At 64.8% G+C, this 25,657-nt stretch carries 29 protein-coding genes and 1 pseudogene; 21 read left to right on the top strand and 9 right to left on the bottom strand.

Annotation, left to right across the window (positions count from 1 at the left end; translation table 11 throughout):
- Positions 1–3 precede the first annotated feature (3 nt).
- The 5 genes and pseudogenes from AAC071_RS13985 to dapF form a co-directional block, all read right to left on the bottom strand.
- The gene (locus AAC071_RS13985; protein ID WP_339833560.1) at positions 4–639 is read right to left on the bottom strand and encodes a septation protein A; all 636 of its coding nucleotides are present in this window, start codon (positions 637–639) and stop codon (positions 4–6) included.
- Between the two features lie 67 nt (positions 640–706).
- Positions 707–1,639 (bottom strand): annotated as a pseudogene (gene ftsY, locus AAC071_RS13980) (signal recognition particle-docking protein FtsY); the annotation flags it as partial.
- Positions 1,640–1,668: 29 nt separating this feature from the next.
- Complete coding sequence (locus AAC071_RS13975; protein ID WP_339833557.1) at positions 1,669–2,661, bottom strand: phosphoribosylaminoimidazolesuccinocarboxamide synthase; 993 nt, start codon at positions 2,659–2,661, stop codon at positions 1,669–1,671.
- Between the two features lie 25 nt (positions 2,662–2,686).
- Positions 2,687–3,952, bottom strand: a complete 1,266-nt coding sequence (gene mtaB / locus AAC071_RS13970; protein WP_339833554.1) for a tRNA (N(6)-L-threonylcarbamoyladenosine(37)-C(2))-methylthiotransferase MtaB — start codon at positions 3,950–3,952, stop codon at positions 2,687–2,689.
- Positions 3,949–4,830, bottom strand: a complete 882-nt coding sequence (gene dapF / locus AAC071_RS13965) for a diaminopimelate epimerase (protein ID WP_339833551.1) — start codon at positions 4,828–4,830, stop codon at positions 3,949–3,951. Before dapF ends, mtaB begins: the two co-directional genes overlap by 4 nt.
- A gap of 74 nt (positions 4,831–4,904) precedes the next feature.
- Here dapF and AAC071_RS13960 point away from each other — a divergent pair, with 74 nt between their 5' ends.
- The 15 genes from AAC071_RS13960 (at position 4,905) to AAC071_RS13890 (ending at position 17,745) form a co-directional block, all read left to right on the top strand.
- Positions 4,905–5,732: a PIG-L family deacetylase gene (locus tag AAC071_RS13960; protein ID WP_339833548.1), complete on the top strand. Its 828-nt coding sequence runs from the start codon at positions 4,905–4,907 to the stop codon at positions 5,730–5,732.
- The gene (locus tag AAC071_RS13955; protein ID WP_339833544.1) at positions 5,720–6,199 is read left to right on the top strand and encodes a CinA family protein; all 480 of its coding nucleotides are present in this window, start codon (positions 5,720–5,722) and stop codon (positions 6,197–6,199) included. The genes AAC071_RS13960 and AAC071_RS13955 overlap by 13 nt, the downstream gene beginning before the upstream one ends.
- A gap of 148 nt (positions 6,200–6,347) precedes the next feature.
- Positions 6,348–7,862 (top strand): signal recognition particle protein, encoded by a 1,515-nt coding sequence (gene ffh, locus AAC071_RS13950; protein WP_339833541.1) that lies wholly within the window; start codon positions 6,348–6,350, stop codon positions 7,860–7,862.
- Between the two features lie 88 nt (positions 7,863–7,950).
- Positions 7,951–8,376 carry a 30S ribosomal protein S16 gene (gene rpsP, locus AAC071_RS13945; protein ID WP_339833538.1) on the top strand — a complete coding sequence of 142 codons (426 nt, stop codon included), beginning with the start codon at positions 7,951–7,953 and terminating at the stop codon, positions 8,374–8,376.
- Between the two features lie 21 nt (positions 8,377–8,397).
- Positions 8,398–8,949 (top strand): ribosome maturation factor RimM, encoded by a 552-nt coding sequence (gene rimM / locus AAC071_RS13940; RefSeq protein ID WP_339833535.1) that lies wholly within the window; start codon positions 8,398–8,400, stop codon positions 8,947–8,949.
- A complete protein-coding gene (trmD, locus tag AAC071_RS13935) occupies positions 8,942–9,649 on the top strand; it encodes a tRNA (guanosine(37)-N1)-methyltransferase TrmD (protein ID WP_339833532.1) in 708 nt (235 codons plus the stop codon). Before rimM ends, trmD begins: the two co-directional genes overlap by 8 nt.
- A gap of 102 nt (positions 9,650–9,751) precedes the next feature.
- Positions 9,752–10,144: a 50S ribosomal protein L19 gene (gene rplS / locus AAC071_RS13930; RefSeq protein ID WP_339833529.1), complete on the top strand. Its 393-nt coding sequence runs from the start codon at positions 9,752–9,754 to the stop codon at positions 10,142–10,144.
- Positions 10,145–10,260: 116 nt separating this feature from the next.
- A complete protein-coding gene (gene leuC / locus AAC071_RS13925) occupies positions 10,261–11,682 on the top strand; it encodes a 3-isopropylmalate dehydratase large subunit (RefSeq protein ID WP_339833526.1) in 1,422 nt (473 codons plus the stop codon).
- A gap of 10 nt (positions 11,683–11,692) precedes the next feature.
- A complete protein-coding gene (leuD, locus tag AAC071_RS13920; protein ID WP_339833524.1) occupies positions 11,693–12,298 on the top strand; it encodes a 3-isopropylmalate dehydratase small subunit in 606 nt (201 codons plus the stop codon).
- Positions 12,299–12,320: 22 nt separating this feature from the next.
- On the top strand, positions 12,321–13,427 hold the full coding sequence (leuB, locus tag AAC071_RS13915; RefSeq protein WP_339833522.1) for a 3-isopropylmalate dehydrogenase: 1,107 nt from the start codon (positions 12,321–12,323) through the stop codon (positions 13,425–13,427).
- Between the two features lie 233 nt (positions 13,428–13,660).
- Positions 13,661–14,008, top strand: a complete 348-nt coding sequence (locus AAC071_RS13910) for a DUF559 domain-containing protein (protein WP_339833520.1) — start codon at positions 13,661–13,663, stop codon at positions 14,006–14,008.
- Between the two features lie 20 nt (positions 14,009–14,028).
- A complete protein-coding gene (locus AAC071_RS13905) occupies positions 14,029–15,051 on the top strand; it encodes an aspartate-semialdehyde dehydrogenase (protein WP_339833518.1) in 1,023 nt (340 codons plus the stop codon).
- Between the two features lie 89 nt (positions 15,052–15,140).
- The gene (locus AAC071_RS13900; protein WP_339833516.1) at positions 15,141–16,040 is read left to right on the top strand and encodes a CoA ester lyase; all 900 of its coding nucleotides are present in this window, start codon (positions 15,141–15,143) and stop codon (positions 16,038–16,040) included.
- A gap of 6 nt (positions 16,041–16,046) precedes the next feature.
- Positions 16,047–17,096 (top strand): MaoC family dehydratase, encoded by a 1,050-nt coding sequence (locus tag AAC071_RS13895; RefSeq protein WP_339833514.1) that lies wholly within the window; start codon positions 16,047–16,049, stop codon positions 17,094–17,096.
- A 64-nt stretch (positions 17,097–17,160) separates the two neighbouring features.
- Positions 17,161–17,745 (top strand): PAS domain-containing protein, encoded by a 585-nt coding sequence (locus tag AAC071_RS13890; protein WP_339833512.1) that lies wholly within the window; start codon positions 17,161–17,163, stop codon positions 17,743–17,745.
- Between the two features lie 10 nt (positions 17,746–17,755).
- Here AAC071_RS13890 and AAC071_RS13885 read toward each other — a convergent pair whose 3' ends face one another.
- Positions 17,756–18,199 (bottom strand): PaaI family thioesterase, encoded by a 444-nt coding sequence (locus AAC071_RS13885; protein ID WP_339833510.1) that lies wholly within the window; start codon positions 18,197–18,199, stop codon positions 17,756–17,758.
- Positions 18,200–18,481: 282 nt separating this feature from the next.
- On the opposite strand from AAC071_RS13885, the gene sdhC reads away from it, so the two are divergent.
- The 4 genes from sdhC (at position 18,482) to AAC071_RS13865 (ending at position 22,038) form a co-directional block, all read left to right on the top strand.
- The gene (sdhC, locus tag AAC071_RS13880) at positions 18,482–18,886 is read left to right on the top strand and encodes a succinate dehydrogenase, cytochrome b556 subunit (RefSeq protein WP_339833508.1); all 405 of its coding nucleotides are present in this window, start codon (positions 18,482–18,484) and stop codon (positions 18,884–18,886) included.
- A complete protein-coding gene (sdhD, locus tag AAC071_RS13875) occupies positions 18,886–19,269 on the top strand; it encodes a succinate dehydrogenase, hydrophobic membrane anchor protein (protein WP_339833506.1) in 384 nt (127 codons plus the stop codon). Before sdhC ends, sdhD begins: the two co-directional genes overlap by 1 nt.
- A gap of 26 nt (positions 19,270–19,295) precedes the next feature.
- Positions 19,296–21,086 carry a succinate dehydrogenase flavoprotein subunit gene (sdhA, locus tag AAC071_RS13870; RefSeq protein ID WP_339833503.1) on the top strand — a complete coding sequence of 597 codons (1,791 nt, stop codon included), beginning with the start codon at positions 19,296–19,298 and terminating at the stop codon, positions 21,084–21,086.
- A 172-nt stretch (positions 21,087–21,258) separates the two neighbouring features.
- Positions 21,259–22,038, top strand: a complete 780-nt coding sequence (locus AAC071_RS13865; RefSeq protein ID WP_339833501.1) for a succinate dehydrogenase iron-sulfur subunit — start codon at positions 21,259–21,261, stop codon at positions 22,036–22,038.
- Positions 22,039–22,225: 187 nt separating this feature from the next.
- On the opposite strand, the gene AAC071_RS13860 is transcribed toward AAC071_RS13865, so the two are convergent.
- The 3 genes from AAC071_RS13860 to AAC071_RS13850 all read right to left on the bottom strand — a co-directional run bounded on the left by AAC071_RS13860 (position 22,226) and on the right by AAC071_RS13850 (position 24,316).
- Complete coding sequence (locus AAC071_RS13860) at positions 22,226–22,771, bottom strand: hypothetical protein (protein ID WP_339833498.1); 546 nt, start codon at positions 22,769–22,771, stop codon at positions 22,226–22,228.
- A 37-nt stretch (positions 22,772–22,808) separates the two neighbouring features.
- Positions 22,809–23,675, bottom strand: a complete 867-nt coding sequence (locus AAC071_RS13855) for a metal-dependent hydrolase (protein WP_339833496.1) — start codon at positions 23,673–23,675, stop codon at positions 22,809–22,811.
- Between the two features lie 344 nt (positions 23,676–24,019).
- Positions 24,020–24,316 carry a putative quinol monooxygenase gene (locus tag AAC071_RS13850; protein WP_339833494.1) on the bottom strand — a complete coding sequence of 99 codons (297 nt, stop codon included), beginning with the start codon at positions 24,314–24,316 and terminating at the stop codon, positions 24,020–24,022.
- A gap of 487 nt (positions 24,317–24,803) precedes the next feature.
- On the opposite strand from AAC071_RS13850, the gene AAC071_RS13845 reads away from it, so the two are divergent.
- Both AAC071_RS13845 and AAC071_RS13840 read left to right on the top strand, forming a co-directional pair.
- Positions 24,804–25,160 (top strand): metalloregulator ArsR/SmtB family transcription factor, encoded by a 357-nt coding sequence (locus AAC071_RS13845; protein WP_339833491.1) that lies wholly within the window; start codon positions 24,804–24,806, stop codon positions 25,158–25,160.
- Positions 25,160–25,648: an ArsI/CadI family heavy metal resistance metalloenzyme gene (locus AAC071_RS13840; RefSeq protein ID WP_339833488.1), complete on the top strand. Its 489-nt coding sequence runs from the start codon at positions 25,160–25,162 to the stop codon at positions 25,646–25,648. The genes AAC071_RS13845 and AAC071_RS13840 overlap by 1 nt, the downstream gene beginning before the upstream one ends.
- The last annotated feature ends 9 nt before the right edge of the window (positions 25,649–25,657 follow it).

Raw genomic sequence — 25,657 nt, 5'->3', positions numbered from 1 at the left:
GCATCAATCGGCGGCCGGCACCTTTTCATCGCGCAGGGGCGCATATCGGGTCAGCACCGGTATCTGCGCCATGCCGAAGACCATGGTCAGCGGCATCACGCCGAAGAGCTTGAAGCTGACCCAGAAGTCGGTCGAGAAATTGCGCCAGACAATCTCGTTGATGACGCCAAGGAAGATGAAAAAGAGACCCCAGCGCACTGTCAGCACCATCCAGCCCTGGTCGGTCAGGTCGAAGGCGCCGTCGAAGAGATTCTTCATCACCGGTTTGCCCATCATCGCAGCACCCAGAAGCGCGGCGGCGAAGAGCGCATTGACGATGGTCGGTTTCAGCTTGATGAACTCGTCGTCCTGCAGCCAAAGCGTCAGCGCGCCGAAGACGATGATGAAGATGCCACTGACCAGCGGCATGGTCGGAATCTTGCGAAACCGAATCTGCGAATAGGTCAGCGAAATCACGGTTGCGACCATGAAGGCGCCGGTTGCATAGAAGATATTCTGCGCTTCCTCATTGCCGAAAAACCGGTCGGCCTGGGCATTCATCACGAAAAAGACCGCCAGCGGCCCAAGCTCGATCGCCATGCGGACCCATTGCGAGGACGACATGCCGGCATGTGTCTTTTCGGTGCTCGTTTCGCTCATGTTCCGCCTGTTCCGGGCCACCATCGCGTGACACTCGGCTTATTTACGCATGGGATGCGCCACTGGATCAACTTGTGCCCGTAATGGCCTTTGCAAAGGCCTCGGCGTTGAAGTCCTGCAGATCCTCGATTCCCTCGCCGATTCCAATCAGATGCACCGGCAGGCCGAAACGCCGCGCGATGGCAACCAGAATGCCGCCCCGCGCCGTGCCGTCAAGCTTGGTCATCACCAGTCCGGTGACGCCGGCGGTCTTGCCGAAAATCTCGACCTGGTTCAGCGCGTTCTGGCCCGTCGTCGCATCGAGCACCAGCAGCGTCGCATGCGGCGCTTCCGGATCGAGCTTGCGCATCACGCGGATCACCTTTTCGAGCTCGGCCATCAGATCGGCCTTGTTCTGCAGCCGTCCGGCCGTATCGATCATCAGCACGTCGGTGCCTTCTTCCCTTGCCCGGGCCAGAGCCTCATAGGCAAGGCCGGCCGCGTCGCCGCCGATCTTCGTCGAACAGACCGGGGCCCCGATGCGCTCGCCCCAGACCTTCAACTGCTCGACCGCGGCGGCGCGGAAGGTATCGCCGGCGGCCAGCATCACCGACTTTCCCTCGCCCTTCAGCCTGGCGCCGATCTTGCCGATCGTCGTCGTCTTTCCGGCGCCGTTGACGCCGGTCATCAGGATCACGAACGGCTTCTTCGTCGCGTCGAAGGCGAGCGGCTTCTCGACCGGCTTCAGCACCGCGGCAATTTCGCCGGCGAGGATGCTGCGAACTTCCTCGGGGCCGACTTCCTTGTCGTAGCGGTCCTTGCCGACGGCCTCGGCAATCGCCGCGGCCGCATCGAGGCCGAGATCGGCCGCGATCAGCAACTCCTCCAGCTCGTCCAGCGTTGCTGCATCGAGCTTGCGCTTGGTGAATATGCCGGTAATGCCGTCGGACAGGTTCCGGGTCGAACGGGCAAGCCCCTCCTTCATGCGCTGAAAGAGCGACTTTTTCTTCTCGCCAGTCTCGCTGCCCAGTTCGTCTTCGCTCATGCCGGTCATCTCCGTGCCGCGGGAAAGCAGGCCGCGAGATTGTGCCTGATGCGCGCAAGCGGTGCCTCGCCTTGCGGCGGGAAATCGAATGTCTGTCCCGTGATGGATTCGAAGGCGCGAATATAGACAGCGGCCGTCTCCAGCACGAGGTCTGCGGGAATTTCGGGAATCGGATCTTTGTAGGGGTCGCAGCGCGCAGCGACCCAGTTGCGGACGAAATCCTTGTCGAAGCTTTGGGGCGCTGTGCCAGCGGCAAAGCGCTCCGGGTAGGTCGCCGCCAGCCAGTAGCGGCTGCTGTCGGGCGTGTGGATTTCGTCGGCCAGCACGATCCGGCCCTCGGCATCGGTACCGAATTCGTATTTGGTGTCGACCAGGATCAGACCACGTGCCGCCGCAAGTTCGCGGCCGCGCGCGAAAAGCGCCAGCGCATAGCGCGACAGCGTTTCCCATTGCACCGAAGTCAGCAGGCCGCCGCCGACGATCTGTGCCGGCGTCAACGGTTCGTCATGCGCGCCGTCGAAGGCCTTGCTGGTGGGCGTGATGATCGTTTCGGGCAGCTTTTCATTGGGACGCAGGCCGTCGGGCAGCGTTATGCCGTAGATTTCGCGCTTCCCCGTCCTGTAGAGCGTCAGGACCGAGGTTCCGGTGCTGCCGGCGAGATAGTCCCGCACCACGACCTCGACCGGCAGGATGTCGAGCCGCTGCCCGATCACCACATTCGGATCGGGGTAGTCGAGCACGTGATTGGGGCAGATATCGGCCGTGGCCTCGAACCAGAAACGCGCCGTCTGCGTCAGCACCTGGCCCTTGTAGGGGATCGCCGCAAGGATGCGGTCGAAGGCGCTCAGCCGGTCGCTGGCGACAATGATCCGGCGGCCGTCAGGGAAGTCGTAATTGTCGCGCACCTTGCCGCGATAATGGTTCGGCAGTTCCGGGATCGTCGCATCGGCCAATACCTGACCTGCCGCGCCCCGCGCTCTCAATGTCTCGATGTCCATGGTTCTTCTTTCGCCGCGACGGCGCTCACGCCGCGCGCAATCCTTCAAAGCTTTGCCCGTCATGGGCGGCGAGGCGCAGCGGCAATATCTCGCCGGCGGCGGCCGCGCTGTCGGCGAGGCGCACCGGCGTGAACTGATGCGTGCGGCCGGTCGTCGGTGTTTCCATCAGCACCGGCTTTGTTTCACCAAGACCGCTTTCGAGATGCGCGCTGACGCGCGACGCGCCCTTGAGGCGCAACTGCTCGGCGCGCGCCTTCGCGATATTGCGGGCAACCTGCGGCATCTTCGCTGCCGGTGTGCCGGGGCGTGGGCTGAAGGGGAAGACGTGCAGCCAGGTCAGGCCGCATTCATCCACAAGGCGCATCGTGTTTGAAAACATCTCGTCGGTCTCGGTCGGAAAGCCCGCGATGAAGTCGGCGCCGAAGATTATGTCGGGGCGCAGCCGCCGCGCCTCTTCGCAGAAGCGGATCGAATCGTCGCGCAGGTGGCGTCGCTTCATCCGCTTCAGGATCATGTCGTCTCCCGATTGCAGCGAAAGATGCAGATGCGGCATCAGCCGTTCTTCCTCGGCGATCAGGCGCATCAGGTCATCGTCGGCCTCAATGCTGTCAATTGAAGACAGCCGCAGCCGTTCGAGGTCCGGCACCAGCTTCAGAATGCGGCGCGCGAGATTGCCGAGGCCCGGCCGCCCCGGCAGGTCGCCGCCATAGGAGGTGATGTCGACCCCGGTCAGCACGACTTCGCGGTAACCGTTTTCAACCAGCTTCCGGACTTCGGCGACCACTTCGCCGGCGGCAACGCTGCGCGACGGTCCGCGGCCATAGGGAATGATGCAGAAGGTGCAGCGATGGTCGCAGCCGTTCTGTACCTGCACGAAGGCACGCGCGCGGCCTTCGAGGCCGCCGATCAGGTGGCCGGCCGTTTCGGTCACCGACATGATGTCGTTGACGCGTATGCGCTCATTGGCATGCAGCGCCAGTGCCGGCTGCCAGCTCGCCGCCTTGAGCTTTTCCTCGTTGCCGATCACCAGATCGACCTCGGGCATCTCGGCGAATTGATCCGGGTTCACCTGCGCGGCACAGCCGGTCACGATGATGCGCGCTTCAGGGTTTTCGCGGCGTGCCTTGCGGATCGCCTGACGAGCCTGGCGTTCGGCCTCGGCCGTCACGGCACAGGTGTTGAAGACGATGGCGCCATCCAGTCCGGCTGCTTCGGCGTGGCCGCGCATCACCTCCGACTCATAGGTATTGAGGCGGCAGCCGAAGGTGACGATATCGGTCCCCCTGGTCATGCGGCCGCTCCCGACAGCAGGCGCGGGTCGAGCGTGCCTTCATGGTCGAGCATCGCATCGCCCGTCATCAGGATATGGCCATGGCCCTTGTCAGTGTCGGGCAGCCACTCAACGACAAGGTCGCCGCCCGGCAGCGTCACGGTGACACGGCGTTCGGTCTTGCGGCGGCGGATCGCGGCCACCGTTGCGGCGCAGGCAGCCGTGCCGCAGGCCTTCGTCAGTCCGACGCCGCGCTCCCATGTGCGCAGCTTGATATGCGTTGGCGAGAGGACCTGTGCGACCGAAATATTGGCGCGTTCGGGAAAGAGCGGATGATGTTCGAGCATCGGGCCCGAACGCGCCAGGTCGATGGCGTCGACGTCCTCGACGAAGAAGATCGCATGCGGGTTGCCGACATTGACGACCCCCGGCGAATGCATGATCGGGTTTCCCAGCGGTCCGATCTCGAGTTCGATGGCGCGTGTATCCCGAAATTCCTCCGACAGGGGGATCTCGTTCCAGTTGAGCTTCGGGGCGCCCATGTCGACGGTGATCTGGCCGCCATCGGCGCGGGTCGCCACCGTATCGCCGGCCGGCGTTTCGATGGTCACTGCGTCCTTGCCGGTTTCCTCGAGCAGCAGCTTGCCGATGCAGCGCGCGGCATTGCCGCAGGCTTCGACCGCTCCGCCATCCTGATTGCGGATGCCCATGAAGGCGTCGCCGCCGGTACGGGGCGGCTCGATGGTGATCAGCTGGTCGCAGCCGATGCCGGTCTCGCGATTGGCAATGGCGCGCGCGATTGCATCCGTGAGCGCCAGAGGCTCGCGGCGCAGGTCCAGCACGACGAAGTCGTTGCCGAGCCCGTTCATCTTCAGGAAATGATGCGTCATGCCGGTCATGATGCCGGGATATATGGCGCTTTTTGCCCCCTTATGCCAGTAGATTGGGGAAGAAACGGTGCCGGGAGGGGTGGATGTACGGGATGCTGGGCCTGTTGGCCGGACTTGCGGTATTGGCGGCCGCGGCGGTTTTTCTCCGTTACCGCCATTTCTTCGATGACCCCGCCGCCCGGCATGTCCGTTCGGTCGCAGGCGATGTCGGCGCGACGCGTGTCCTCGCGGTCTTCGCCCATCCCGACGACGAGCAGCTGATCGGCGGCCTGCTGACTTCGGCCAAGGCCGGCGGCGCCTATCTCGCCATGGTGACTGCGACCAAAGGCGAAGCCGGCACCCAGTCGCCGGTCGTCTGCCGCCAGTCCGAACTCGGCATCATCCGCAAGGCGGAGGCGCTGAAAAACGGCTTTGCGCTGGGCATCGACGATCAGGAAGTCTGGGACTATCCGGATGGTGGCGTGCCGGATGTGCCGCTGGAGGAACTTGTGGACCGTGTCGAGGCGTCCATTCGAACCTACAGGCCCGATCTTGTCGTCGCCTTCTGGCCGGCCAGCGGGGCGACCGGCCACAAGGATCATATGCGGATGGGGCTTGTGGCTGAAAAGGCCATCGAGCGCATGCGCGCCGGTGGCGAAGGCCCGCGTTTTGTCGCCTATCCGCTGATTCCGGCCCGTTCGCTGCTGCGGCTCGGGCGCCGGACCGGCAAGTTCGTGGCGGAGAACCAGCCCCTGCCGACCCATTCGACGCCGACCGACATCGCCGCCAAGCGGCGGGGCTGGCGCATCCATGCCGCCCAGGCCAATTATGTCGCCAAGGCCTACAAAATGCCGACCTGGCTGCTCTATCTGATATGGAACAAGGAGTTCTACGCCGTGCGCAATCTGGAATCCGGCCAATGGAAAGACTGATCCCGCTGGCGGCCGAAGTCGCGGAAATGCTCAAGGAGCGCGGAGAAACGGTCGCCCTGTCGGAGAGCTCGATGGGCGGTCTTGTCTCTGCGGCGCTTGTCGCGCAGCCCGGCGCCTCGGCCTTCTATCTCGGCTCGACCGTCATCTACACGCGGAGCGCCGCCCGCGCCCTCTACGAGCTCAAGGGCCCGCCGGCCCCGGATCTCAAGCCGCTCACCGAACCCTATGTGGCGGCGATGGCCGAAATTGTCCGCCAGAGGCTCGGATCCACCTGGGCATTGGCCGAAATGGGGGCCTCCGGTCCCTCCGGCTCGCCCTATGGCCCGCCACCCGGAACCGCCTGTATCGGCCTTGCCGGCCCGCGTCCTGCCTCGATCACGGTCAGCACAGGCTCGGCGGACCGCGCCGCCAATATGCGGGCCTTCGGCGCGGCGGCGCTCAATTTGCTGCTGAAATCATTGACTTGAAGCCGTCTGCCTCCTAGGTTCCGCGCAAGATTTTCGGGACATTGTTGCGCCCCGACCCGCCCGAGGCACCGCGCCCGGGTCAACTTCCGCCGGCGATATTCGCTCGCGGGAGCGATTTTGCTTTGTTTGGCAAGGACTTGCGATCCAAGTGTTCGAGAACCTGACAGGCCGCTTCGGCGACGTTCTTTCCAAGCTCAAGGGCCGCGGCGCCCTGAGCGAGAAGGATGTCGACGAGGCCATGCGCGAAGTGCGCCGGGCGCTGCTCGAGGCCGATGTCGCGCTCCCCGTCGCCAAATCCTTCGTCGACAAGGTGCGGGCCCGCGCCGTCGGCCAGGAAGTGCTGAAATCGGTGACGCCGGGCCAGCAGGTCATCAAGATCGTTCATGACGAACTGGTCGAGATGCTGGGCGGTATGGAGGCCGATACCTCGATCTCGCTGCGCGCGGCGGCCCCGGTCGTCATCATGATGGTCGGCCTGCAGGGCTCGGGCAAGACCACCTCGACCGCCAAGATCGCCAAGCGCATGAGCGAACGCGACAAGCGCCGCGTGCTGATGGCCTCGCTCGACACGCGCCGTCCGGCGGCGCAGGAACAGTTGAAAATTCTCGGTGAGCAGGTCGGCGTTTCGACGCTGCCGATCGTCGCCGGCCAGCAGCCGGTCCAGATTGCCCGGCGCGCGATCGAGGCGGCGCGTCTCGGCGGCTACGACGTACTGATGCTCGACACGGCCGGCCGCATCCATGTCGACGAGGATCTGATGGCCGAGGTCGCGCAGGTGCGCGACGCGACCGATCCGCATGAAACCTTGCTCGTCGCCGACAGCCTGACCGGTCAGGACGCGGTCAATGTGGCCGAAGCCTTCAAGGCGCGGCTCAACGTCACCGGCATCGTGCTGACGCGCGTCGACGGCGATGGCCGCGGCGGTGCGGCGCTTTCGATGCGCGCCGTCACCGGCGTGCCGATCAAGGTGCTGGGCACCGGCGAAAAGATGGATGCGCTGGAAGATTTCCGCGCCGACCGCGTCGCCGGCCGCATTCTCGGCATGGGCGATGTCGTCAGTCTTGTCGAAAAAGCCGCGGAGACCATCGACGCCGACAAGGCGAACAAGATGGCCGAGAAGATGCGGAAGGGTCAGTTCGACCTCGACGACATGGCCGAACAGCTTGCGCAGATGAAACGCATGGGCGGCATGAAGGGCGTGCTCGGCATGCTGCCCGGCGTCGGCAAGGCGCAGATGCAGGCCGCCAACGCGCATATGGACGACAGCGTCGTCAAGCGCCAGGCCGCGATCATTTCGTCGATGACCAAGGACGAGCGGCGCAACCCGAAAGTGCTGAATGCCAGCCGCAAGAAGCGCATTGCGCGCGGCTCCGGCACCGAGGTGCAGGAAATCAATCGCCTGCTGAAGCTGCATCGTCAGATGGCCGACATGATGAAGGCGATGGGCCGCCAGAAGGGCGGCATGTTGTCGAAACTGTTCGGCGGCGGGGCGCCGGAAATGACGCCCGAAACGGCGTCGGATCCGAAGGCGCTTGAGAAACTTCTGCCGCCGGGCGGCGGGTTGCCGCGCGGTCTCGGCGGCGCGGGGGGATTGCCGGGTCTGCCCGGTTCGGGTTTCGGGGGCGGCCTACCGGGCCTGCCGCCGGGAAAGAAAAGAAAATAGAACCGGCGCGTATCGCGTTTCGGTTCGTGGACGGACGAATTATCAATCCCGGCGCATCGCGCGCCGGCTATCTGAAAGGCAAGACAAGATGGCTCTGAAAATCAGGCTCGCCCGCGGCGGTGCCAAGAAGCGTCCCTTCTACCGCGTCGTCGTCGCTGACACGCGCAGCCCGCGCGACGGCCGCTTCATCGAGAAGATCGGCACGTTCAATCCGCTGCTGCCGAAGGACAACAAGGATCGCCTGGTGCTCGACATCGAGCGCGCCAAGCATTGGCTGGGTCACGGCGCGCTGCCGACCGATCGCGTCGCGCGTTTCCTCGACGAAGCCGGCGCCTGGACGCGCAAGGCGCGCAGCAATCCGGAAAAGGCAAAGCCCAAGGCGAAGGCCCAGGAGCGTCTCGAGGCTGCGCGCATCGCGGCGGAAGAGGCTGCCGAAGCCGCCAAGGCACCGGCGGAAGAGCCCGCCGCCGAGGAACCCGCTGCCGAAGCGCCGGCCGAAGAAGCGCAGGCCTGACCGGGCTGACGCATCGCGCCGATGGCTGACGGTCCGCAAAAGAAAGTCTGTCTCGGCGTCGTGGTCGGCGCGCATGGCGTGCGCGGCCTTGTCCGAGTCAAGCCGTTCACCGAGGCGCCGGAGGGCGTTGCGGCTTACGGCCCGGTCGAGACCGAGGACGGCAGCCGGCATTTCGCCATCGCGGCGAAGGGCATGGTCAAGGAACTGGTGCTTTGCCAGCTCGACGGTATCGACGATCGCGATGCGGCCGAGGCGCTCCGGGGTACCGAGCTTTATGTGCCGCGCGACCGCTTGCCGCCGGCCGATGAAGACGAAGGCTGGTATCATGCCGATCTCGTCGGCCTTCGCGCTATCGGCCTCGACGGGCGGGACTATGGCACGGTCGTCGGGGTGCCGAATTTCGGCGCCGGCGACCTTCTCGAAATCGCCCCGCCGGGGGGCGGGACGACGGTGCTGATGAGCTTCACCGAGGCCAATGTGCCCGAGGTCGATCTTGCCGGCGGGCGTATCGTGATCGATCCGCCGATCGGCACCTTCGAGGATGGCGATGGCGGGGAGGCGGAACGTGGCTGAGGCCTGGTCGGCCAGCGTGCTGACGCTCTTTCCGGAGATGTTTCCGGGCCCGCTCGGCCATTCGCTGGCTGGCAAGGCGCTGGAAACGGGTCTCTGGCGGCTCGAGGCGGTCGATATCCGCGATTTCGCGACCGACCGGCACCGCTCGGTCGACGACACGCCTTCGGGCGGCGGGCCCGGCATGGTGATGCGGGCCGATGTGGTGGCGGCGGCGGTCGATGTGGTTCACCCGGTGGGGGACCGACGGCCGCTGATCTATCTTTCGCCCCGCGGCCGGCCGCTGACGCAGGCGCGGGTCCGCGAACTGGCGGCCGGGCCCGGTGTGGCGCTGATTTGCGGGCGTTTCGAAGGGCTCGACCAGCGGGTCATCGAGGCCCGGGCCATCGAGGAGATCAGCCTCGGGGATTTCGTGCTGTCGGGCGGCGAGCCGGCCGCCATTGCCCTGATCGACGCGGTCGTCCGGCTCTTGCCCGGGGTGATGGGCAAGGATGCCTCGGGGAGCGAGGAGAGCTTCGAGAGCGGGTTGCTGGAGTACCCGCATTATACAAGGCCCCAGATCTTCGAGGGGCGCGAGATTCCGCCGGTTCTGACCTCCGGCGACCACCAGAAGGTCAGGGCCTGGCGGCGTGCCGAGGCCGAAAAGGTTACCCGGGAAAGGCGGCCCGATCTTTGGGACGATTTTCTCGCCAAGAAACCCTGATGGCAGTCGCCATGAGGCATAAATTGTGTTACGGAAGCGCGCTTCCGGGCCGGGATTGTCCCTTTCGAGGTCCGAACGCCTTCATATCCGAGGTTTGACGCTATGAATATCATCGAGCAGCTCGAGCAGGAGCAGGTTGCGGCACTTTCCAGCGGCAAGACCATTCCCGATTTTGCCCCCGGCGACACGCTGCAGGTCAATGTGAAGGTGGTTGAAGGCACGCGTGAGCGCCTGCAGGCCTATGAAGGCGTCTGCATCGCCCGCGCCGGCGGCGGCATCAACGAGAATTTCACGGTTCGCAAGATTTCCTACGGCGAAGGCGTCGAGCGCGTGTTCCCGCTTTACGGGCCGCTGGTCGACTCGATCAAGGTCGTGCGCAAGGGCCGCGTGCGTCGCGCGAAGCTCTACTACCTGCGCGGTCTTCGCGGCAAGGCTGCCCGAATTACCGAAAAACAGGACTTCAAGACCCGCAACAAGGACAGCGGCGCCGCCTGATTTCTCCGCATTCGAGCGGAAACCGTCATGAAAAGCGGGCAGGGCGCCTGAAGGCCCCGGCCCGTTTTTGTTATGGGCTACACTGAGTTGAATTTTTGAAAGACGAGGAAGCGAAAATGGCGCCCCGCACCATGTACGACAAAATCTGGGATGCGCATCTGGTCGAGATGGCCGAGGACGGCACCGGGCTCCTCTATATCGACCGGCATCTCGTGCATGAGGTGACCAGCCCGCAAGCCTTCGAGGGCCTGCGCATGGCCAAGCGCCCGGTGCATGCGCCGAAGAAGACGCTGGCCGTCGCCGACCACAACGTGCCGACGACCGATCGCTCCAAAGGTATCGCGGATGAAGAAAGCCGCATCCAGGTCGAGACGCTCGAGCACAATGCCAAGGATTTCGGCGTCGAGTATCTCGAAATGTCCGACATCCGCCAGGGCATCGTCCATATCGTCGGGCCGGAGCAGGGCTTCACGCTGCCCGGCACCACCATCGTTTGCGGCGACAGCCACACCTCGACGCATGGTGCCTTCGGCGCGCTGGCGCATGGCATCGGCACGTCGGAAGTCGAGCATGTGCTCGCCACCCAGACGCTGATCCAGGCAAAGGCCAGGAACATGCGCATCAATGTGGTGGGCAAGGCGCCGGAAGGCTTCACCGCCAAGGACATCGTGCTCGCGATCATCGGCGAGATCGGCACGGCGGGCGGCACCGGCTATGTGATCGAATATGCCGGCGAGGCGATCCGCGACCTTTCGATGGAAGGCCGCATGACCGTCTGCAACATGACGATCGAAGGTGGCGCCCGCGCCGGTCTGATCGCGCCGGACGAAAAGACCTATGCCTATCTCGAAGGCCGCCCGCGCGCGCCCAAGGGCAAGGCCTGGGAGATGGCGGTCGAATACTGGAAGACGCTGCCGTCGGACCCGGATGCGAAATTCGACAAGGAAGTGACCATCGACATCGCCAACCTGCCGCCGCTGATCACCTGGGGCACCAGCCCGGAAAACGTCATCAAGATCACCGGCCGCATTCCCGATCCGAAGGATGTGCACGACGAGGCGCATGCGACGTCGATGCGCCGCGCGCTCGACTATATGGGTCTCACGCCCGGCACGCCGATCGTCGACGTCAAGATCGACCGCGTCTTCATAGGCTCCTGCACCAATGGCCGCATCGAGGATCTGCGCGCTGCTGCCGTCATCGCCGAAAAGGCGATCAAGGCCGGTCGCAAGGTCGCGCCGACGGTCAATGCGATGGTCGTGCCCGGTTCCGGTCTTGTGAAGGCGCAGGCGGAGAAGGAAGGCCTCGACAGGATCTTCCTCGAAGCGGGCTTCGAATGGCGCGAGCCCGGCTGCTCGATGTGCCTGGCGATGAATGCCGACAAGCTCGAGCCCGGCGAACGCTGCGCCTCGACGTCGAACCGCAATTTCGAAGGCCGTCAGGGCCGCGGCGGCCGCACGCATCTGGTCTCGCCGGCCATGGCGGCGGCGGCGGCCTTTGCGGGCCATTTCGTCGATGTGCGGGAATTCGGGAACTGAGGGAACCAAGATGGACAAGTTCAACAAGCTGACGGGCGTTGCGGCGCCGCTGCCGATCATCAATGTCGATACCGACATGATCATCCCGAAGCAGTTCCTGAAGACGATCAAGCGCACGGGGCTCGGCAAGAACCTGTTCGACGAGATGCGCTATGACGACGACGGGAAGGAGATTCCGGATTTCGTGCTCAACAAGCCGGCCTACCGGAATGCGCAGATCCTGGTCACCGGCGAGAATTTCGGCTGCGGTTCGTCGCGCGAACACGCGCCCTGGGCGCTCCTGGATTTCGGCATCCGCTGCGTCATCGCGCCAAGCTTCGCCGACATCTTCTACAACAACTGCTTCCAGAACGGCATCCTGCCCATCGTGCTGCCGCAATCGGACGTCGACAAGCTGATGGACGATGCCGAACGCGGTTCGAATGCCGTCGTCACCGTCGATCTCGAAGCGCAGGAAATCCGCGGGCCCGACGGTGGCGTCATCCATTTCGACATCGACGCCTTCCGCAAGCATTGCATGCTCAACGGTCTCGACGGCGTCGGCCTGACGCTGCAGAAGGTCGAGAAGATCGCCGGATTCGAAAAGAAGCTCGAAGCCGCGCAGCCCTGGCTCTGACACGCGAAGCGAAGAAAAGAAAATGACAAGAAACATCCTCATCGTCGCCGGCGACGGCATCGGCCCGGAAGTCATGGGCGAAGTCGAGCGCGTGATCCAATGGTACAACGACAATCGCAAATTCGATGCGAAGATCGAGAACGAGCTTGTCGGCGGCTGCTGCTACGACGCGCATGGCGTCGCGGTGACCGACGAAACGGTCGAGAAGGCCAAGCGTGCTGACGCCGTCATGCTCGGCGCGGTCGGCGGGCCGAAATGGGATAACGTGCCTTACGAAGGCCGCCCGGAAGCGGGCCTGCTGCGCTTGCGCAAGGATCTCGAACTTTTCGCCAATCTCAGGCCCGCGCTCTGCTTTGCGGCGCTGGCGGATGCCTCGTCCTTGAAGCGCGAGATCGTCGAGGGTCTCGACATCATGATCGTGCGGGAACTCACCGGCGGCGTCTATTTCGGCGAGCCGAAGGAGATCACGAACTTAAGCAATGGCGAGCGCCGCGGCGTTGACACGCAGGTCTATACGACCAGCGAAATCCGCCGCATTGCCGAAGTCGCCTTCGATCTTGCCCGCAAGCGCGGCAACCGCGTCATGTCGGTCGAGAAGCGCAACGTGATGAAGTCGGGCGTGCTCTGGTACGAGGAAGTCTCGAAGCTCCACAAGGAGAAGTTCGCCGACGTCACGCTCGAGCACATGCTGGCCGATAATTGCGCCATGCAGCTGGTGCGCAACCCGAAGCAGTTCGACGTCATCGTTACCGACAATCTGTTCGGCGATGTTCTTTCCGACATCGCCTCGATGCTGACGGGTTCGCTCGGCATGCTGCCCTCGGCCTCGCTGGGCGCCAGGGATGCCAACGGCAAGGCCTGTGCGATGTACGAACCGGTGCACGGGAGCGCGCCCGATATCGCCGGCACGGGGGCGGCCAATCCGATCGCCTCGATCCTCAGTTTCGCCATGGCGCTGCGCTACACCTTCGAGCTCGGGCCCGATGCCGACCTCCTCGAAAAGGCGGTCGACACGGTGCTCGCAGACGGCCTGCGCACCGGCGACATCATGCAGCCCGGCATGAAAAAGGTCGGCACCAGAGAGATGGGCGACGCGATCCTCGCCGCGCTCGCCAAACTGAACGGATAGAGGAGAACATCACGGCGCCTTCGCCTCCCCTTGCGGGGAGGCCCAAAAATCGTTGCGAAGCAACGATTTTTGGGGTGGGGGTCTGGGTGTCTGATAAACCCGGTGAGATTTTCGGATTGGTGCGGCGCCGAGCCCCCCACCCGAGAAATCCGCGTTCGCGAATTTCTCGACCTCCCCGCGAGGGGGAGGTGAAAGTGTGGCGTCCCCTCGTTCCATGTCAGAATGCCGATGCCATGGCCAATGAGCGCGCACGTTATCTGAGGCGAAACCAGACGGATGCAGAGCGCAGGCTCTGGGTCCATCTGAGGGAGATGAAGCATGACGGCTTTCATTTCCGCCGCCAATGTCCGGTCGGCCCCTATGTCGCCGACTTTCTTTGTTATTCGGCGCGGATCGTCGTCGAGGTGGACGGTGGCCAACACGGAACGGAGCCGGGCCTCGCGCACGACGAAAAGCGGGATGCCTGGTTCGAGGCGAATGGTTACCGGGTGCTCAGATACTGGAATGACGATGTGCGGAAAAATGTGGAAGGCGTCGTGGAGACGATCCTCTCCGTGCTGAACGAAATGAAGACATCCTGAAAGGCCAGTGGAGAAAGATCATGGGCTACAAGATTGCCGTTCTCGGCGCGACGGGGAATGTCGGGCGCGAAATGCTCAACATTCTGGCCGAGCGCGAATTTCCGGCCGACGAGGTAGTGGCGCTGGCCTCGCGGCGCAGCCAGGGCACCGAAGTTTCCTTCGGCGAACGCGACCTCAAGGTCCGCGCGCTCGACACCTACGACTTCAAGGGCACCGATATCTGCCTGATGGCGACCTCGGGCACGATGTCGGCCGAATGGGCGCCGAAGATCGCGGCCAGGGGCTGCGTCGTCATCGACAATTCGTCGCGCTGGCGCATGGACCCCGACGTGCCGCTGATCGTGCCGGAAGTCAACGCGTCGGCAATCGCCGGCTATGCGAAGAAGAACATCATCGCCAATCCGAACTGCTCGACGGCGCAGATGGTCGTGGCGCTGAAGCCGCTGCATGACGCGGCCGGCATCCGCCGCGTCGTCGTCTCGACCTATCAGTCGGTGTCGGGCGCCGGCAAGGAGGCGATGGACGAGCTCTTCAGCCAGACCCGCGCCATCTTCGTCAATGACAGCATCGACGAGGGCAAGTTCACCAAGCAGATCGCCTTCAACGTCATTCCCCATATCGACGATTTCATGGAGGACGGCCAGACCAAGGAAGAGTGGAAGATGATGGCCGAGACCAAGAAGATCCTCGATCCGAAGATCAGGGTCACGGCCACCTGCGTACGCGTGCCGGTTTTCGTCGGCCATTCGGAAGCCGTCAACATCGAGTTCGAACGGCCGATTTCCGACGACGAGGCGCGCGACATATTGCGCGAGGCGCCGGGCTGTCTCGTGGTCGACAAGCGCGAGGATGGCGGCTATGTGACGCCGATCGAATGCGTCGGCGACTATGCCACCTATATCAGCCGCATCCGCGTCGACCCGACCATCGAGAACGGTCTCAACATCTGGGTCGTTTCCGACAATCTCAGGAAGGGCGCGGCGCTCAACGCGGTGCAGATCGCCGAGATCCTCGGCGCGCGCTATCTGAAAAAGGCGGCCTGAGCCCGCCCGGGCTGATTCCGCTTCACAGCCGCCGCCCCGCTTTATAGTGTCCGCCTCGCCAGGCCCTTTCCGCGATCCGGAGATCTCTCATGACCGCTCTTCCCGCCCGTCCGCGCCGCAGCGTGCTCTACATGCCGGGATCGAATGCCCGCGCGCTCGAAAAGGCCCGCGCGCTGCCGGCCGATGCGCTGATCCTCGATCTCGAAGACGCGGTTGCGCCGGAGGCCAAGGAGGAAGCACGGACCCAGGTCTGTGCCGCCGTCCGTCAGGGCGGTTACGGCAAGCGCGAAATCGCGATCCGCGTCAACGGGCTCGACACGCCCTGGGGCAAGGCCGACATTGCGGCCGCCGTTGCCGCGGCGCCGGATGCGATCCTGGTGCCGAAGATCAATTCCGCCGCCGATGTCGAGCGCGCCGAAGAAGCGCTGTCGGATGCCGGCGCGAAGCCCGGCCTGCAGCTCTGGTGCATGATCGAGACGCCGCTGGCGCTTCTCAACATCCAGCAGATCGCGCAGAAGGCGCGCGAGCCGGGCAGCCGCATGTCGGTCTGGGTCATGGGCACCAACGACATCGCCAAGGAACTGCGCGCCGCCCACACGCCCGAGCGCACACCGATGCTGGCCTCGCTCGGCCTCGCGCTGATCGCGGCGCGGGCCTATGGCCTCGTCATTCTCGACGGCGTCTATAACGACATCAAGGACGAGGCGGGCTTTGCCGCGATCTGCGAACAGGGCCGCGACATGGGCTTCGATGGCAAGACGCTGATCCATCCCTCCCAGGTCGGCCCCTGCAACACGATCTTCTCGCCCGATCCGGAAACCGTTGCCTTCGCGCGGCTGACCATCGAAGCCTTCGAACAGCCGGAGAACCGCGGCAAGGGCGTCCTCAAGGTCGAGGGCCGCATGGTCGAGATCCTGCACGCCGAGATCGCGAAGCGCACGGTCGCCATCGCCGATGCGATCGCCGAACTTGAAGCCGCCCAGGGATAAGCACAGATGACCAAGACCAATGCCGGCAATTTCTTCGAGGACTTCCGTGTCGGGCGGGTGCTGCATCATGCGACGCCGCGCACGCTGAGCGAGGGCGACACGGCGCTCTACCAGGCATTGTTCGGTTCGCGCTTTGCGTTGCAATCCTCGGCGGAAGTCGCGCGCAAGGCCGGCTATGCGACCGCGCCCATCGACGATCTCCTCGCCTTCCACATCGTCTTCGGCAAGACCGTGCCCGACATCTCGCTCAATGCGGTCGCCAATCTCGGCTATGCCGATTGCAAGTTCCTGAAGCCGGTCTTTCCGGGCGACACGCTTTCGACCGAATCGAAGGTGATCGGCCTGAAGGAGAATTCCAACGGCGAGACCGGCACCGTCTATGTGCGTTCGACGGGGCGCAACCAGCGCGGCGAAACCGTCATCGATTATGTGCGCTGGGTGATGGTCCGCAAACGCGACAAGGCGGCGCCGGCACCGGAGGCCGATGTGCCGCATCTGCCGGCGATCGTCGATCCGTCGCATCTCGTGGCGCCGGCAAGGATTTCCTTCAAGGGCTTCGACACGGTTGCGTCCGGCAGCCCGCATCTCTGGGACGATTACGAGGTCGGTGAGAAGATCGACCATGTCGACGGCGTCACCATCGAGGAAGCCGAACACATGATGGCGACGCGCCTCTACCAGAACACGGCCAAGGTGCATTTCAATCAGTTCACGGAAGGCAAGGGCCGCTTCGGCCGCCGCCTGATCTATGGCGGCCATGTCATTTCGCTGGCCCGTTCGCTGTCCTTCAACGGGCTCGGCAATGCGGTTCTCGTCGCTGCCATCAATGCCGGGCGCCATGTCGCGCCCTGCTTTGCCGGCGACACGGTCTTTGCCTGGTCGGAAGTGCTGGCGAAATCGACGCTGGCCGGGCGCGAGGACATCGGCGCGCTGCGCATCCGCACCATCGCGACGAAAGACCGGACTTGCGCCGATTTTCCGGGCGCGAAGGACAAGGGCTATGAGGACGGCGTCATTCTCGATCTCGACTGCTGGGTGCTGATGCCGCGCCGCTGAGGGGCGGTTTTCATGTTTCGTTTACGGGCCCCCGCTAGATTGAAGCTCTTCCAGCGGAGCCATCATGTTAGTGTCGCCCGGCAGCGCCTATCCATCGCCATCTCACGGAACCGGACAGCGCTCGGCCGACAGCCTTGCCTTCGAGGAAGCCTGGGAAGCCGCGCGTGACGGCCTCGCCATTCCCACGCGCCGCGCCATCGAACTGAAGCGCATCGCCCGTTTCGCCCGCCGTTTCGCCATCATCGAACCCGGCCGCGACAAGCCCGCCCTGCCGTTCCGGCTTGTCGGTTCGGGCTTTTTCGATTTCTTCGGTCAGGACCTCACCGGCCTCGACTATCTGACGCTGGTCGATCCGGCGATTGCCCGTCTCGCCTATGACAGCGTCATCGCCTGTCTCGACCGGCCCTGCGGGCTCTGGCAATCGACGCCGGCGGCGACCGCCGGCGGAGGCCGCATGAGCTGGGAATACACGATCCTGCCGATCGCAAAGAGCGGCACCGTGCCCGACCAGATCATGGTCTATGTCGATTTCGATGCGCCCGATACCGGCCTGCCGGCGGTCCGCCGTGTCGAACATTCGACCGTCTGGCACTGGCTCGATATCGGCTGGGGCGTGCCGAAGCCGGATTTCGGCGGGTTCGCCGCCTGAAGGGCCGGCCTCAGTCTTCCGGATATATGTAGGCAAGCGTCGCCAGCGCGATGGCGACCAGCTTTTCCTCGCCACCCGTCACGCACCAGACCCGCGTCTCGGCGACGCATTGCCGGCGCCCGGCCTTCACCACTTCGCCGCGCGCCACGGCGCGGGCGCCGGTGGCCGGGCGCAGCAGATTGAGCTTGTATTCGGCGGTCACCAGGCCTGCCGCGCCTTCGGGCAGCATGGTCGAGGCGGCGCAGCCGGCCGCATTGTCGGCCAGATAGCCGATCACCCCGCCATGCATGAAGCCGTTGTTCTGGGTCAGGTCGGGCCGGTTCTCGACGATCAGTTCGGCATGGCCGCGGGCGATCCGGCCGGCCCGCGCCCCCAGCAGCATCGAAAAGGGCTGTTCGCTCAGCACGCGGGTCACACGGGCTTCGGGGCTTTCGCCATGGGGCAGGGCGGTCATCGGCAGGCTCCGGCTGGTTGGGGGTGACGGCAATCTGCCCGATCGCGCGCCGCCTGCCTGCCTGCGTCCGGCGCAAGGTGATTTGCGCCGCCGGGCTTGCCGTAGCGTTTTCAAGCGCCATTTCATGACCGGTTCTGCGCAAATCCGCTTGCACAGAGCCGGTTTGCGGCGGCCGTCCCGGGATTTGCCTTGGGCGCCGCCGCGCGATAAACAACAGTCTCGACAGGGGCTTCGCCGCCTCTCCCCGCCCGGTCCGACCCCGCGTCCTTTGGGAAAACACGAATGTCTGAATCGCGACAGGCCGCAAGGCCGCTTTCCCCGCATCTGCAGATCTACCGCCTGACCGTGACCATGGTCATGTCGATCGTCCACCGCATCACCGGCGCCGGGCTCTATGCCGGTACGCTGCTTCTGGCCTGGTGGCTGATCGCGCTGGCCTCGGGCCCCGAGGCCTATGCGGTCTTCGAAGGCTTCATCGGCTCCTGGTTCGGTCGCTTCATTCTCTTCGGCTACACCTGGGCGCTGATCCATCACATGCTGGGCGGCATCCGTCATTTCATCTGGGATTTCGGCAAGGGCTTCGAGATCGCCACCGCCAACCGCATGGCCTGGGGCACCGTCATCGGCTCGGTGGTGCTGACGCTGCTGGTCTGGATCGCCGGCTACAGCATGATGGGAGCGCTCTGATGGCCGACATGCGCACACCTTTGAGCCGCGTCCGCGGCCTCGGCTCGGCCAGATCCGGTTCCCGCCATTTCTGGCTGCAGCGCGTCACGGCGGCGGCCAATGTGCCGCTGGCGCTTTTCCTGATCGCCGCGCTGGTCGCGCTGTCGGGCGCCGACTATCTGACGGTGAAGACTTATCTCGGTCATCCGCTGGCTGTGATCGCGCTGCTGGCGCTGATCCTGTCGGGCGTCTGGCACATGCGCCTCGGCATGCAGGTCATCATCGAGGATTACGTGCATGGCGAAGGCATCCGGACGCTGTCCTTGCTGCTCAACATCTTCTTCTCGGCCGCCATCGGCATCGCCTGTGTCTATGCGGCCCTGAAAATCGGTTTCGGTTCCTGATCTCTCCTGCGTCGAAAGAGCCTTCCATGACGTCGAGCTACACATTCACCGATCACACTTTCGATGTCGTCGTCGTCGGCGCCGGCGGCGCGGGACTGCGCGCGACGCTGGGTTGCGTCGAAAAGGGCTTGCGCACCGCCAACATCACCAAGGTCTTCCCGACCCGCAGCCACACGGTGGCGGCGCAGGGCGGCATTTCCGCCTCGCTCGGCAATATGGGCCCGGACGACTGGCGCTGGCACATGTACGACACGGTCAAGGGCTCCGACTGGCTCGGCGACCAGGACGCCATCGAATATCTCTGCCGGCAGGCGCCGGAAGCGGTCTACGAGCTCGAACATTTCGGCGTACCTTTCTCCCGCACCGAGGAAGGCAAGATCTATCAGCGCCCCTTTGGCGGCATGACCACCAATTTCGGCGAAGGCATCGCCCAGCGCACCTGCGCGGCGGCCGACCGCACCGGTCACGCCATGCTGCACACGCTTTACGGTCAGTCGGTGCGCCACAAGGCGCAGTTCTATATCGAATATTTCGCCATCGACCTGATCATGGATGCGGAAGGCCAGTGCCGCGGCGTCGTCGCGCTCGACATGGCGACCGGCGAGGTTCACCGCTTCCGCGCTTCCCTCGTCATCCTGGCGACCGGCGGCTATGGCCGCGCTTACTTTTCGGCGACCTCGGCCCATACCTGCACCGGCGACGGCAATGCGATGGTGCTGCGCGCCGGCCTGCCCTTGCAGGACATGGAATTCGTGCAGTTCCACCCGACCGGCATCTATGGCGCCGGCTGCCTGATCACCGAAGGTGCGCGCGGCGAGGGCGGCTATCTCACCAATTCCGAAGGCGAGCGTTTCATGGAACGCTATGCGCCCTCGGCCAAGGATCTGGCCTCGCGCGACGTCGTCTCGCGTTCGATGACGGTCGAGATTCGCGAAGGCCGCGGCGTCGGCGCGCAGAAGGATCACATCCATCTGCATCTCGATCATCTCGACCCGGCGATCCTTCACGAGCGCCTGCCCGGCATTTCTGAATCGGCGCGCATCTTCGCCGGCGTCGATGTCACGAAGGAGCCGATCCCGGTGCTGCCGACGGTCCATTACAACATGGGCGGCATCCCGACCAATTTCCACGGCGAGGTGCTGACGCTGAAGAACGGCGATCCCGACACGGTGGTGCCGGGCCTGATGGCGATCGGCGAGGCGGCCTGCGTCTCGGTGCATGGCGCCAACCGTCTCGGCTCCAATTCGCTGATCGACCTCGTGGTCTTCGGCCGCGCCGCGGGGCTTCGCGCCGCCGAACTGGTGACGCCGGGCCAGCGCCAGCCGGAAATGGCCAGGGAGACCGGCGACCATGCGCTGGCGCGTCTCGACCGTTTCCGCAATGCCAAGGGCACGACGCCGACCGCCGAACTCCGCCTCACCATGCAGCGCGCCATGCAGGAGGACGTCGCCGTCTTCCGCACCGGCGAGACGCTGATGTCGGGCAAGAAGCGCGTCGCCGATGTGCATGCGGCGATGGGCGATCTCAAGGTCACCGACCGTTCGCTGATCTGGAATTCCGATCTGATCGAGACGCTCGAATTCGACAATCTGATCGTGCAGGCGATCGCCACCGTCGAGGGCGCGGTCAATCGCGAGGAAAGCCGCGGCGCCCATGCGCGCGAGGATTTCCCCGAGCGCAACGACGAGAACTGGATGAAGCACACGCTGTGCTGGGTCGACGAGAACGGCAGCCCCGCGCTCGACTATCGCCCGGTCCATGCCTGGACGCTCTCCAACGACATCGAATACATCAAGCCGAAGGCCAGAGTGTATTGAGTACAGATTAACCCATATCCGTCATGGCCCGGCTTGTCCGGGCCATCCACGTCTTTCTTTCGGAGCTTGCCGCAAAGACGTGGATGACCCGCATAAAGCGGGTCATGACGATGATTGAAAGTGAAGAAAACAGGATCGTGCGAGGGAGCCGATCCGGTTCAGGAAGAGCAAGATGGTTCAACTCACTCTGCCGAAGAATTCCACGACGAGCGAAGGCGAGACCTTCAAGGCCGCGCCGGATGCCAAGAACGTCAAGCGTTTCCGCATCTATCGCTGGTCGCCCGACGACGAGGCCAATCCGCGCATCGACACTTACGAAGTCGATCTCGACCAGTGCGGGCCGATGGTTCTCGACGCGCTGATCAAGATCAAGAACGAGACCGACCAGACGCTGACCTTCCGCCGTTCCTGCCGCGAGGGCATTTGCGGGTCCTGCGCGATGAATATCGACGGCGAGAATACGCTGGCCTGCACCAAGGGCATCGACGAGTGCAAGGGCGACGTCAAGATCTATCCGCTGCCGCATATGCCGGTGATCAAGGACCTCGTGCCCGACCTCACCAATTTCTATGCCCAGCACGCCTTCATCGAGCCCTGGCTGCAGACGAAATCGGCCGAGCCGGAAAAGGAATGGCGCCAGTCGCATGAGGACCGCGAAAAGCTCGACGGGCTTTACGAGTGCATCCTCTGCGCCTGCTGCTCGACCTCGTGCCCCTCCTACTGGTGGAACGGCGACCGCTATCTGGGGCCGGCCGCGCTCCTGCAGGCCTATCGCTGGCTGATCGACAGCCGCGACGAGGCGACCGGCGAACGCCTCGATGCGCTCGAAGACCCGTTCCGCCTCTATCGCTGCCACACGATCATGAACTGCACCCGGGCCTGCCCCAAGGGCCTCAACCCCGCCAAGGCCATCGCCGAGATCAAGAAGATGATGGTCGAGCGGCAGGTCTGATTTCAGCTCACGGACGAAATATCAAAGGCCGCCTCACCGGGCGGCCTTTTTGCTGAGGGCCCCTCACCCTTCCGCGGGCTGACGCCCGCTCCCTCCCTCTCCCCGTTGGGGAGAGGGAAGGGGCCCGCCGATGCGGCGTCAGCCGCGTCGGTGGGAAGGGTGAGGGGGACAGACTCTCGTTTGCCCCTCACTCCGCGACATAAACCGCATCCGGCTTGCCGAACGCATGGGCAAACATCAGCGCCTTCTTCAAACTCGCGAAATCCGTCACCATGCAATCGCTGTTTGCGACCGTGACGCCGAATTCCGTCAGCGCAACACCGCGCGCCTCCGCCAGCGCCACAAAGTCGGGGCAGATCATGCTCCAGCGCTTCCAGTCGGCGCCGGCGCGTTCGAGCAGCACATAGAGGCCGCCCGGGCCGGCGACATCCGCCTCGCGCGCCATCACCGCATGAAGACCGGGTGCGATCTCGTCCATCCGTCCACGGAAGGGCTTGCCGTCGGCGCCCGTGGTCATCAGATACCAGTCGCCGTCGCGGGTGACGGTGACGGTATCGGGCGCGTCGCCGGCGCGGTTGCCGTCATCGTCCAGCCGGTGCAGCGCGAAGCGCGCGCCGTCGGCGACCGGATAATCGGCATCGACGGCTGCGATCAGGTCGGTGTCCGAGGTGAAGCAGCCCGGCAGCAGCAGCAGGACCGCAAGTGCGGCAGTGCGGAAAGGCGGCAGGTGCATGCTCGGGTCCTCCGGGGTGGCGGCCGCAAGGCGGCGTTCAGCGCATTCCCTGTTCCGGCTCGCCGTCGCGCCAGCGGAACAGCAGCGCGCGGTCGTCCTGGTCCCAGGGATGGAAGCCCGGCCGGTACCAGCGCAGATAGTCGCGCAGCATGCGGCGCATGAAACCCGGATAGACCAATGTCACGCGCAGCATCAGGCGCCAGCTTGCCGGCCGCCAGGCCAGCCCCTCGGCCTTCAGGAAGCGCCAGGTGACGCGGTAGAGAAAGGGCAGCAGCAGGAAGGTCGCGGCCAGGATCGCCTTCAGGCGCAGCATGTAGCGCCGCGCGCCCGAGACCTGCCGCGCCAGCAGATCGAAGGTCACCGATTTGTGTTCGACTTCCTCGGCGCCGTGCCAGATCCAGAGCCGGACCAGCGGCGGATAGGCATGGGCGCGCAGATGTTCGGGCCGGTCGAGCAGCTGATGGGCAAGGATCGCGGTGAAATGTTCGATGGCCGCCGTCAGCGCCAGGTTTTCGAGCGGCGTGCGGCGGGCTTCCATGCGCGCCACCTTTGCGCGCAGCTCCCCGGCCAGGGCGGCGGCCGGAAAGCCCTGTTCGTCGATCTGCCGGTTGTAGCGGCGATGCTCGCGCGAATGGGTCGATTCCTGGAACAGGAAATCGTCGAGCGCCGCTTCGAGCGGCGTGCCCTTCACCGTGTCGCGGAAGGGGCGCACCGAGCGCAGCAGGAAATGTTCGAGTTCCTCTATCGCGATCGACATGGCGTTGAAAAAGGCGGTCAGGCCGGGATCGTCCGCATACCAGGCGCGCGGGATCGGCGTCAGGTCGTCATGGCGCCGGTCGCGGCGGATCATGCCGACCGCCTCGTTCCTGTTGCCGTCTTCGCTGCTGTGGGCGCTGCCGTCCATCGCTCGCCTTCCCGGGCCTTTTCTTTCGCCTGCCGCTTGCGGGCCGGCCGGGCCACTATAGCGGCCAATCGGCGGCGCTGTCGTCCCGGCTGCGCGCGCGGCGAAGAAAAACCCGGCCCCGCGAGGCGCGGGCCGGGTTCTGTGTAGGCCAGGATGGGCCGGGGCGCTCGTGACGCAGCCGGGGCCTGGACCCGAAGTTCCGGCGCGTACATCCGGCGCCGTCTTGAGAAAAGTCTAGGCCGCGAGGTCTGAACATCGGGTGAACGGGCGCGCGGCGCTGCGCCGTCGGCTGTCGGTCGGCGCCGCAAAAGCGACGGAAATCCGGTCCTCCGTCGCCGGAGGATTTACCCTTCCTTCACCACGACTTCACGGATCGTGATGTCGGGCGGCGTCTCGGCCAGCGCGCGGGCGGCCGCCATGAATTCGTGGCAATAGGTTTGCGCGAAATGGAAATCGACGGCGGCGCGATCCTTCCATTCCTCGTGAAAGAAAAAGCGGCCGCGCTCCATCTGGTCTTCGAACCAGGCATAGGAAATATTGCCCGCCTCGGCACGCGACAGCGTCACCTGGCGTTCGGCGACCTTTCTGAAGGCGTCGCGGTTCTCTTCGGCGATCCGTGCCGTGCCGGTGATGACGATCATCGCTTGCTCCCTCCGTCCTGCGCCGCAGTCTAGCGCGGGCGCGGCCGGCCCGCGCCACTGAAGGGGGGACAAGTGGCGCGGGCCGCGGCATCGCATTTGAGGGATGCTGACGCCGGAGGGCACGCGAAGGTGCCTCGATCATTCAACGGGCGGGGCGGGGCATTCCGGCGCGGCTTTCGGGCGGATGGTCTGCGGGGCGGAAAAAACCTGTCCCCGGGGGTGGGGAGAAGTTTTTTCGTCCGGCAGCCGCCCGATTCGGCGTCGCGGGCGGCCGGGGACCCGCCCCCCGGGGACAAGTCGTGTCTGCCCCCGGGGATAAACCGGCTTCTCCCCCCGGGGACAAATCGACTTATCCCCCGGGGACAAGTCCATTTGTGACAGTTTCGTGACAGTTCCGTGACAGAGGGGGGGTCGGGCGTGCACAGGTCTGTCGCCATCGCGGTCCTTGACGGCGTGTTTTTATTTTGATAGTTGTCGAAACATGGAAATGGAAACCGCCCTCTCGGCCCTGTCGGCCCTTGCCCAGGAGACCCGCCTGTCGATCTTCCGCGCCCTGGTGCGCGCCCATGCGCCGGTCAGGGGCGAGGGCGGGCTGGCGGCCGGCGAGATCGCCCAGGCGCTCGATGTGGCGCCGGCCACCTTGTCCTTTCATCTCAAGGAGCTGGCGCATGCGGGGCTGGTGACCTCGCGGCGCGAGGGCCGCTCGATCGTCTATCAGGCCGATCTCGACACGATGCTGGGGCTCACCGGTTTCCTGCTCGACGATTGCTGCCAGGGCGCCTGCGGGACGCTCGCGCCCTGCGCAACGGCGGCAACCCAACCAACGCGAAAGGAATGCGTGTGATGAAACGTCTGCATGTCAGCTTCGGTGTCGAAGATCTTGAAAAGTCGGTGACTTTCTATTCAACCCTGTTCGGCGCCGCGCCTTCGGTGCGCCGTCCGGGCTATGCCAAATGGATGCTGGAGGACCCGCGCGTCAATTTCGTCGTCGAGACGGTTTCCGGCGAAAAAGGCTTCGGCCATGCGGGCATCCAGGTCGATACGCCGGAGGAACTGGCGCCGATCTTCGATCGTCTGAAGGCGGCGGAAGCGCCCTATCTGCCCGAAGGCGTCACGACCTGCTGCTACGCCAAGTCCGAGAAAAGCTGGACCGCCGATCCCGACGGGGTGCGCTGGGAAGCCTTCCACACCCTGCATCAGATGGAAGAATTCGGCAGCGGACCCGAGCTCGAAAAGCTCGACATGACGGGTACGGATCAATCGGTCTGTGGCTGCGCGCCTGCCGTCGCAAAGCCCGAGCCGGAGACGAAACCCGTCTCTGCCTGTTGCTGACACGAGGAC

Origin of the sequence: uncultured Parvibaculum sp. (assembly GCF_963975745.1) — a bacterium.
Lineage (GTDB): Bacteria > Pseudomonadota > Alphaproteobacteria > Parvibaculales > Parvibaculaceae > Parvibaculum.
Note: the sequence above shows the minus strand (reverse complement) of the source record. Positions and strands in the feature narration are given on the sequence as shown.

Bases quoted from the DNA above. Each gene is read 5' to 3' on its own strand.
- mtaB (WP_339833554.1), bottom strand. From the start codon at position 3,952: ATGACCAGGGGGACCGATATCGTCACCTTCGGCTGCCGCCTCAATACC.
- sdhC (WP_339833508.1), top strand. From the start codon at position 18,482: ATGTCTGAATCGCGACAGGCCGCAAGGCCGCTTTCCCCGCATCTGCAG.
- AAC071_RS13840 (WP_339833488.1), top strand. From the start codon at position 25,160: ATGAAACGTCTGCATGTCAGCTTCGGTGTCGAAGATCTTGAAAAGTCG.
- rplS (WP_339833529.1), top strand. From the start codon at position 9,752: ATGAATATCATCGAGCAGCTCGAGCAGGAGCAGGTTGCGGCACTTTCC.
- AAC071_RS13975 (WP_339833557.1), bottom strand. From the start codon at position 2,661: ATGGACATCGAGACATTGAGAGCGCGGGGCGCGGCAGGTCAGGTATTG.
- AAC071_RS13885 (WP_339833510.1), bottom strand. From the start codon at position 18,199: ATGACCGCCCTGCCCCATGGCGAAAGCCCCGAAGCCCGTGTGACCCGC.
- sdhD (WP_339833506.1), top strand. From the start codon at position 18,886: ATGGCCGACATGCGCACACCTTTGAGCCGCGTCCGCGGCCTCGGCTCG.
- AAC071_RS13845 (WP_339833491.1), top strand. From the start codon at position 24,804: ATGGAAACCGCCCTCTCGGCCCTGTCGGCCCTTGCCCAGGAGACCCGC.
- AAC071_RS13985 (WP_339833560.1), bottom strand. From the start codon at position 639: ATGAGCGAAACGAGCACCGAAAAGACACATGCCGGCATGTCGTCCTCG.
- AAC071_RS13895 (WP_339833514.1), top strand. From the start codon at position 16,047: ATGACCAAGACCAATGCCGGCAATTTCTTCGAGGACTTCCGTGTCGGG.
- AAC071_RS13850 (WP_339833494.1), bottom strand. From the start codon at position 24,316: ATGATCGTCATCACCGGCACGGCACGGATCGCCGAAGAGAACCGCGAC.
- AAC071_RS13910 (WP_339833520.1), top strand. From the start codon at position 13,661: ATGGCCAATGAGCGCGCACGTTATCTGAGGCGAAACCAGACGGATGCA.
- AAC071_RS13855 (WP_339833496.1), bottom strand. From the start codon at position 23,675: ATGGACGGCAGCGCCCACAGCAGCGAAGACGGCAACAGGAACGAGGCG.
- dapF (WP_339833551.1), bottom strand. From the start codon at position 4,830: ATGACCGGCATGACGCATCATTTCCTGAAGATGAACGGGCTCGGCAAC.
- AAC071_RS13955 (WP_339833544.1), top strand. From the start codon at position 5,720: ATGGAAAGACTGATCCCGCTGGCGGCCGAAGTCGCGGAAATGCTCAAG.
- leuD (WP_339833524.1), top strand. From the start codon at position 11,693: ATGGACAAGTTCAACAAGCTGACGGGCGTTGCGGCGCCGCTGCCGATC.
- AAC071_RS13900 (WP_339833516.1), top strand. From the start codon at position 15,141: ATGACCGCTCTTCCCGCCCGTCCGCGCCGCAGCGTGCTCTACATGCCG.
- AAC071_RS13905 (WP_339833518.1), top strand. From the start codon at position 14,029: ATGGGCTACAAGATTGCCGTTCTCGGCGCGACGGGGAATGTCGGGCGC.
- sdhA (WP_339833503.1), top strand. From the start codon at position 19,296: ATGACGTCGAGCTACACATTCACCGATCACACTTTCGATGTCGTCGTC.
- leuC (WP_339833526.1), top strand. From the start codon at position 10,261: ATGGCGCCCCGCACCATGTACGACAAAATCTGGGATGCGCATCTGGTC.
- AAC071_RS13890 (WP_339833512.1), top strand. From the start codon at position 17,161: ATGTTAGTGTCGCCCGGCAGCGCCTATCCATCGCCATCTCACGGAACC.
- AAC071_RS13865 (WP_339833501.1), top strand. From the start codon at position 21,259: ATGGTTCAACTCACTCTGCCGAAGAATTCCACGACGAGCGAAGGCGAG.
- leuB (WP_339833522.1), top strand. From the start codon at position 12,321: ATGACAAGAAACATCCTCATCGTCGCCGGCGACGGCATCGGCCCGGAA.
- AAC071_RS13960 (WP_339833548.1), top strand. From the start codon at position 4,905: ATGTACGGGATGCTGGGCCTGTTGGCCGGACTTGCGGTATTGGCGGCC.
- rpsP (WP_339833538.1), top strand. From the start codon at position 7,951: ATGGCTCTGAAAATCAGGCTCGCCCGCGGCGGTGCCAAGAAGCGTCCC.
- AAC071_RS13860 (WP_339833498.1), bottom strand. From the start codon at position 22,771: ATGCACCTGCCGCCTTTCCGCACTGCCGCACTTGCGGTCCTGCTGCTG.
- rimM (WP_339833535.1), top strand. From the start codon at position 8,398: ATGGCTGACGGTCCGCAAAAGAAAGTCTGTCTCGGCGTCGTGGTCGGC.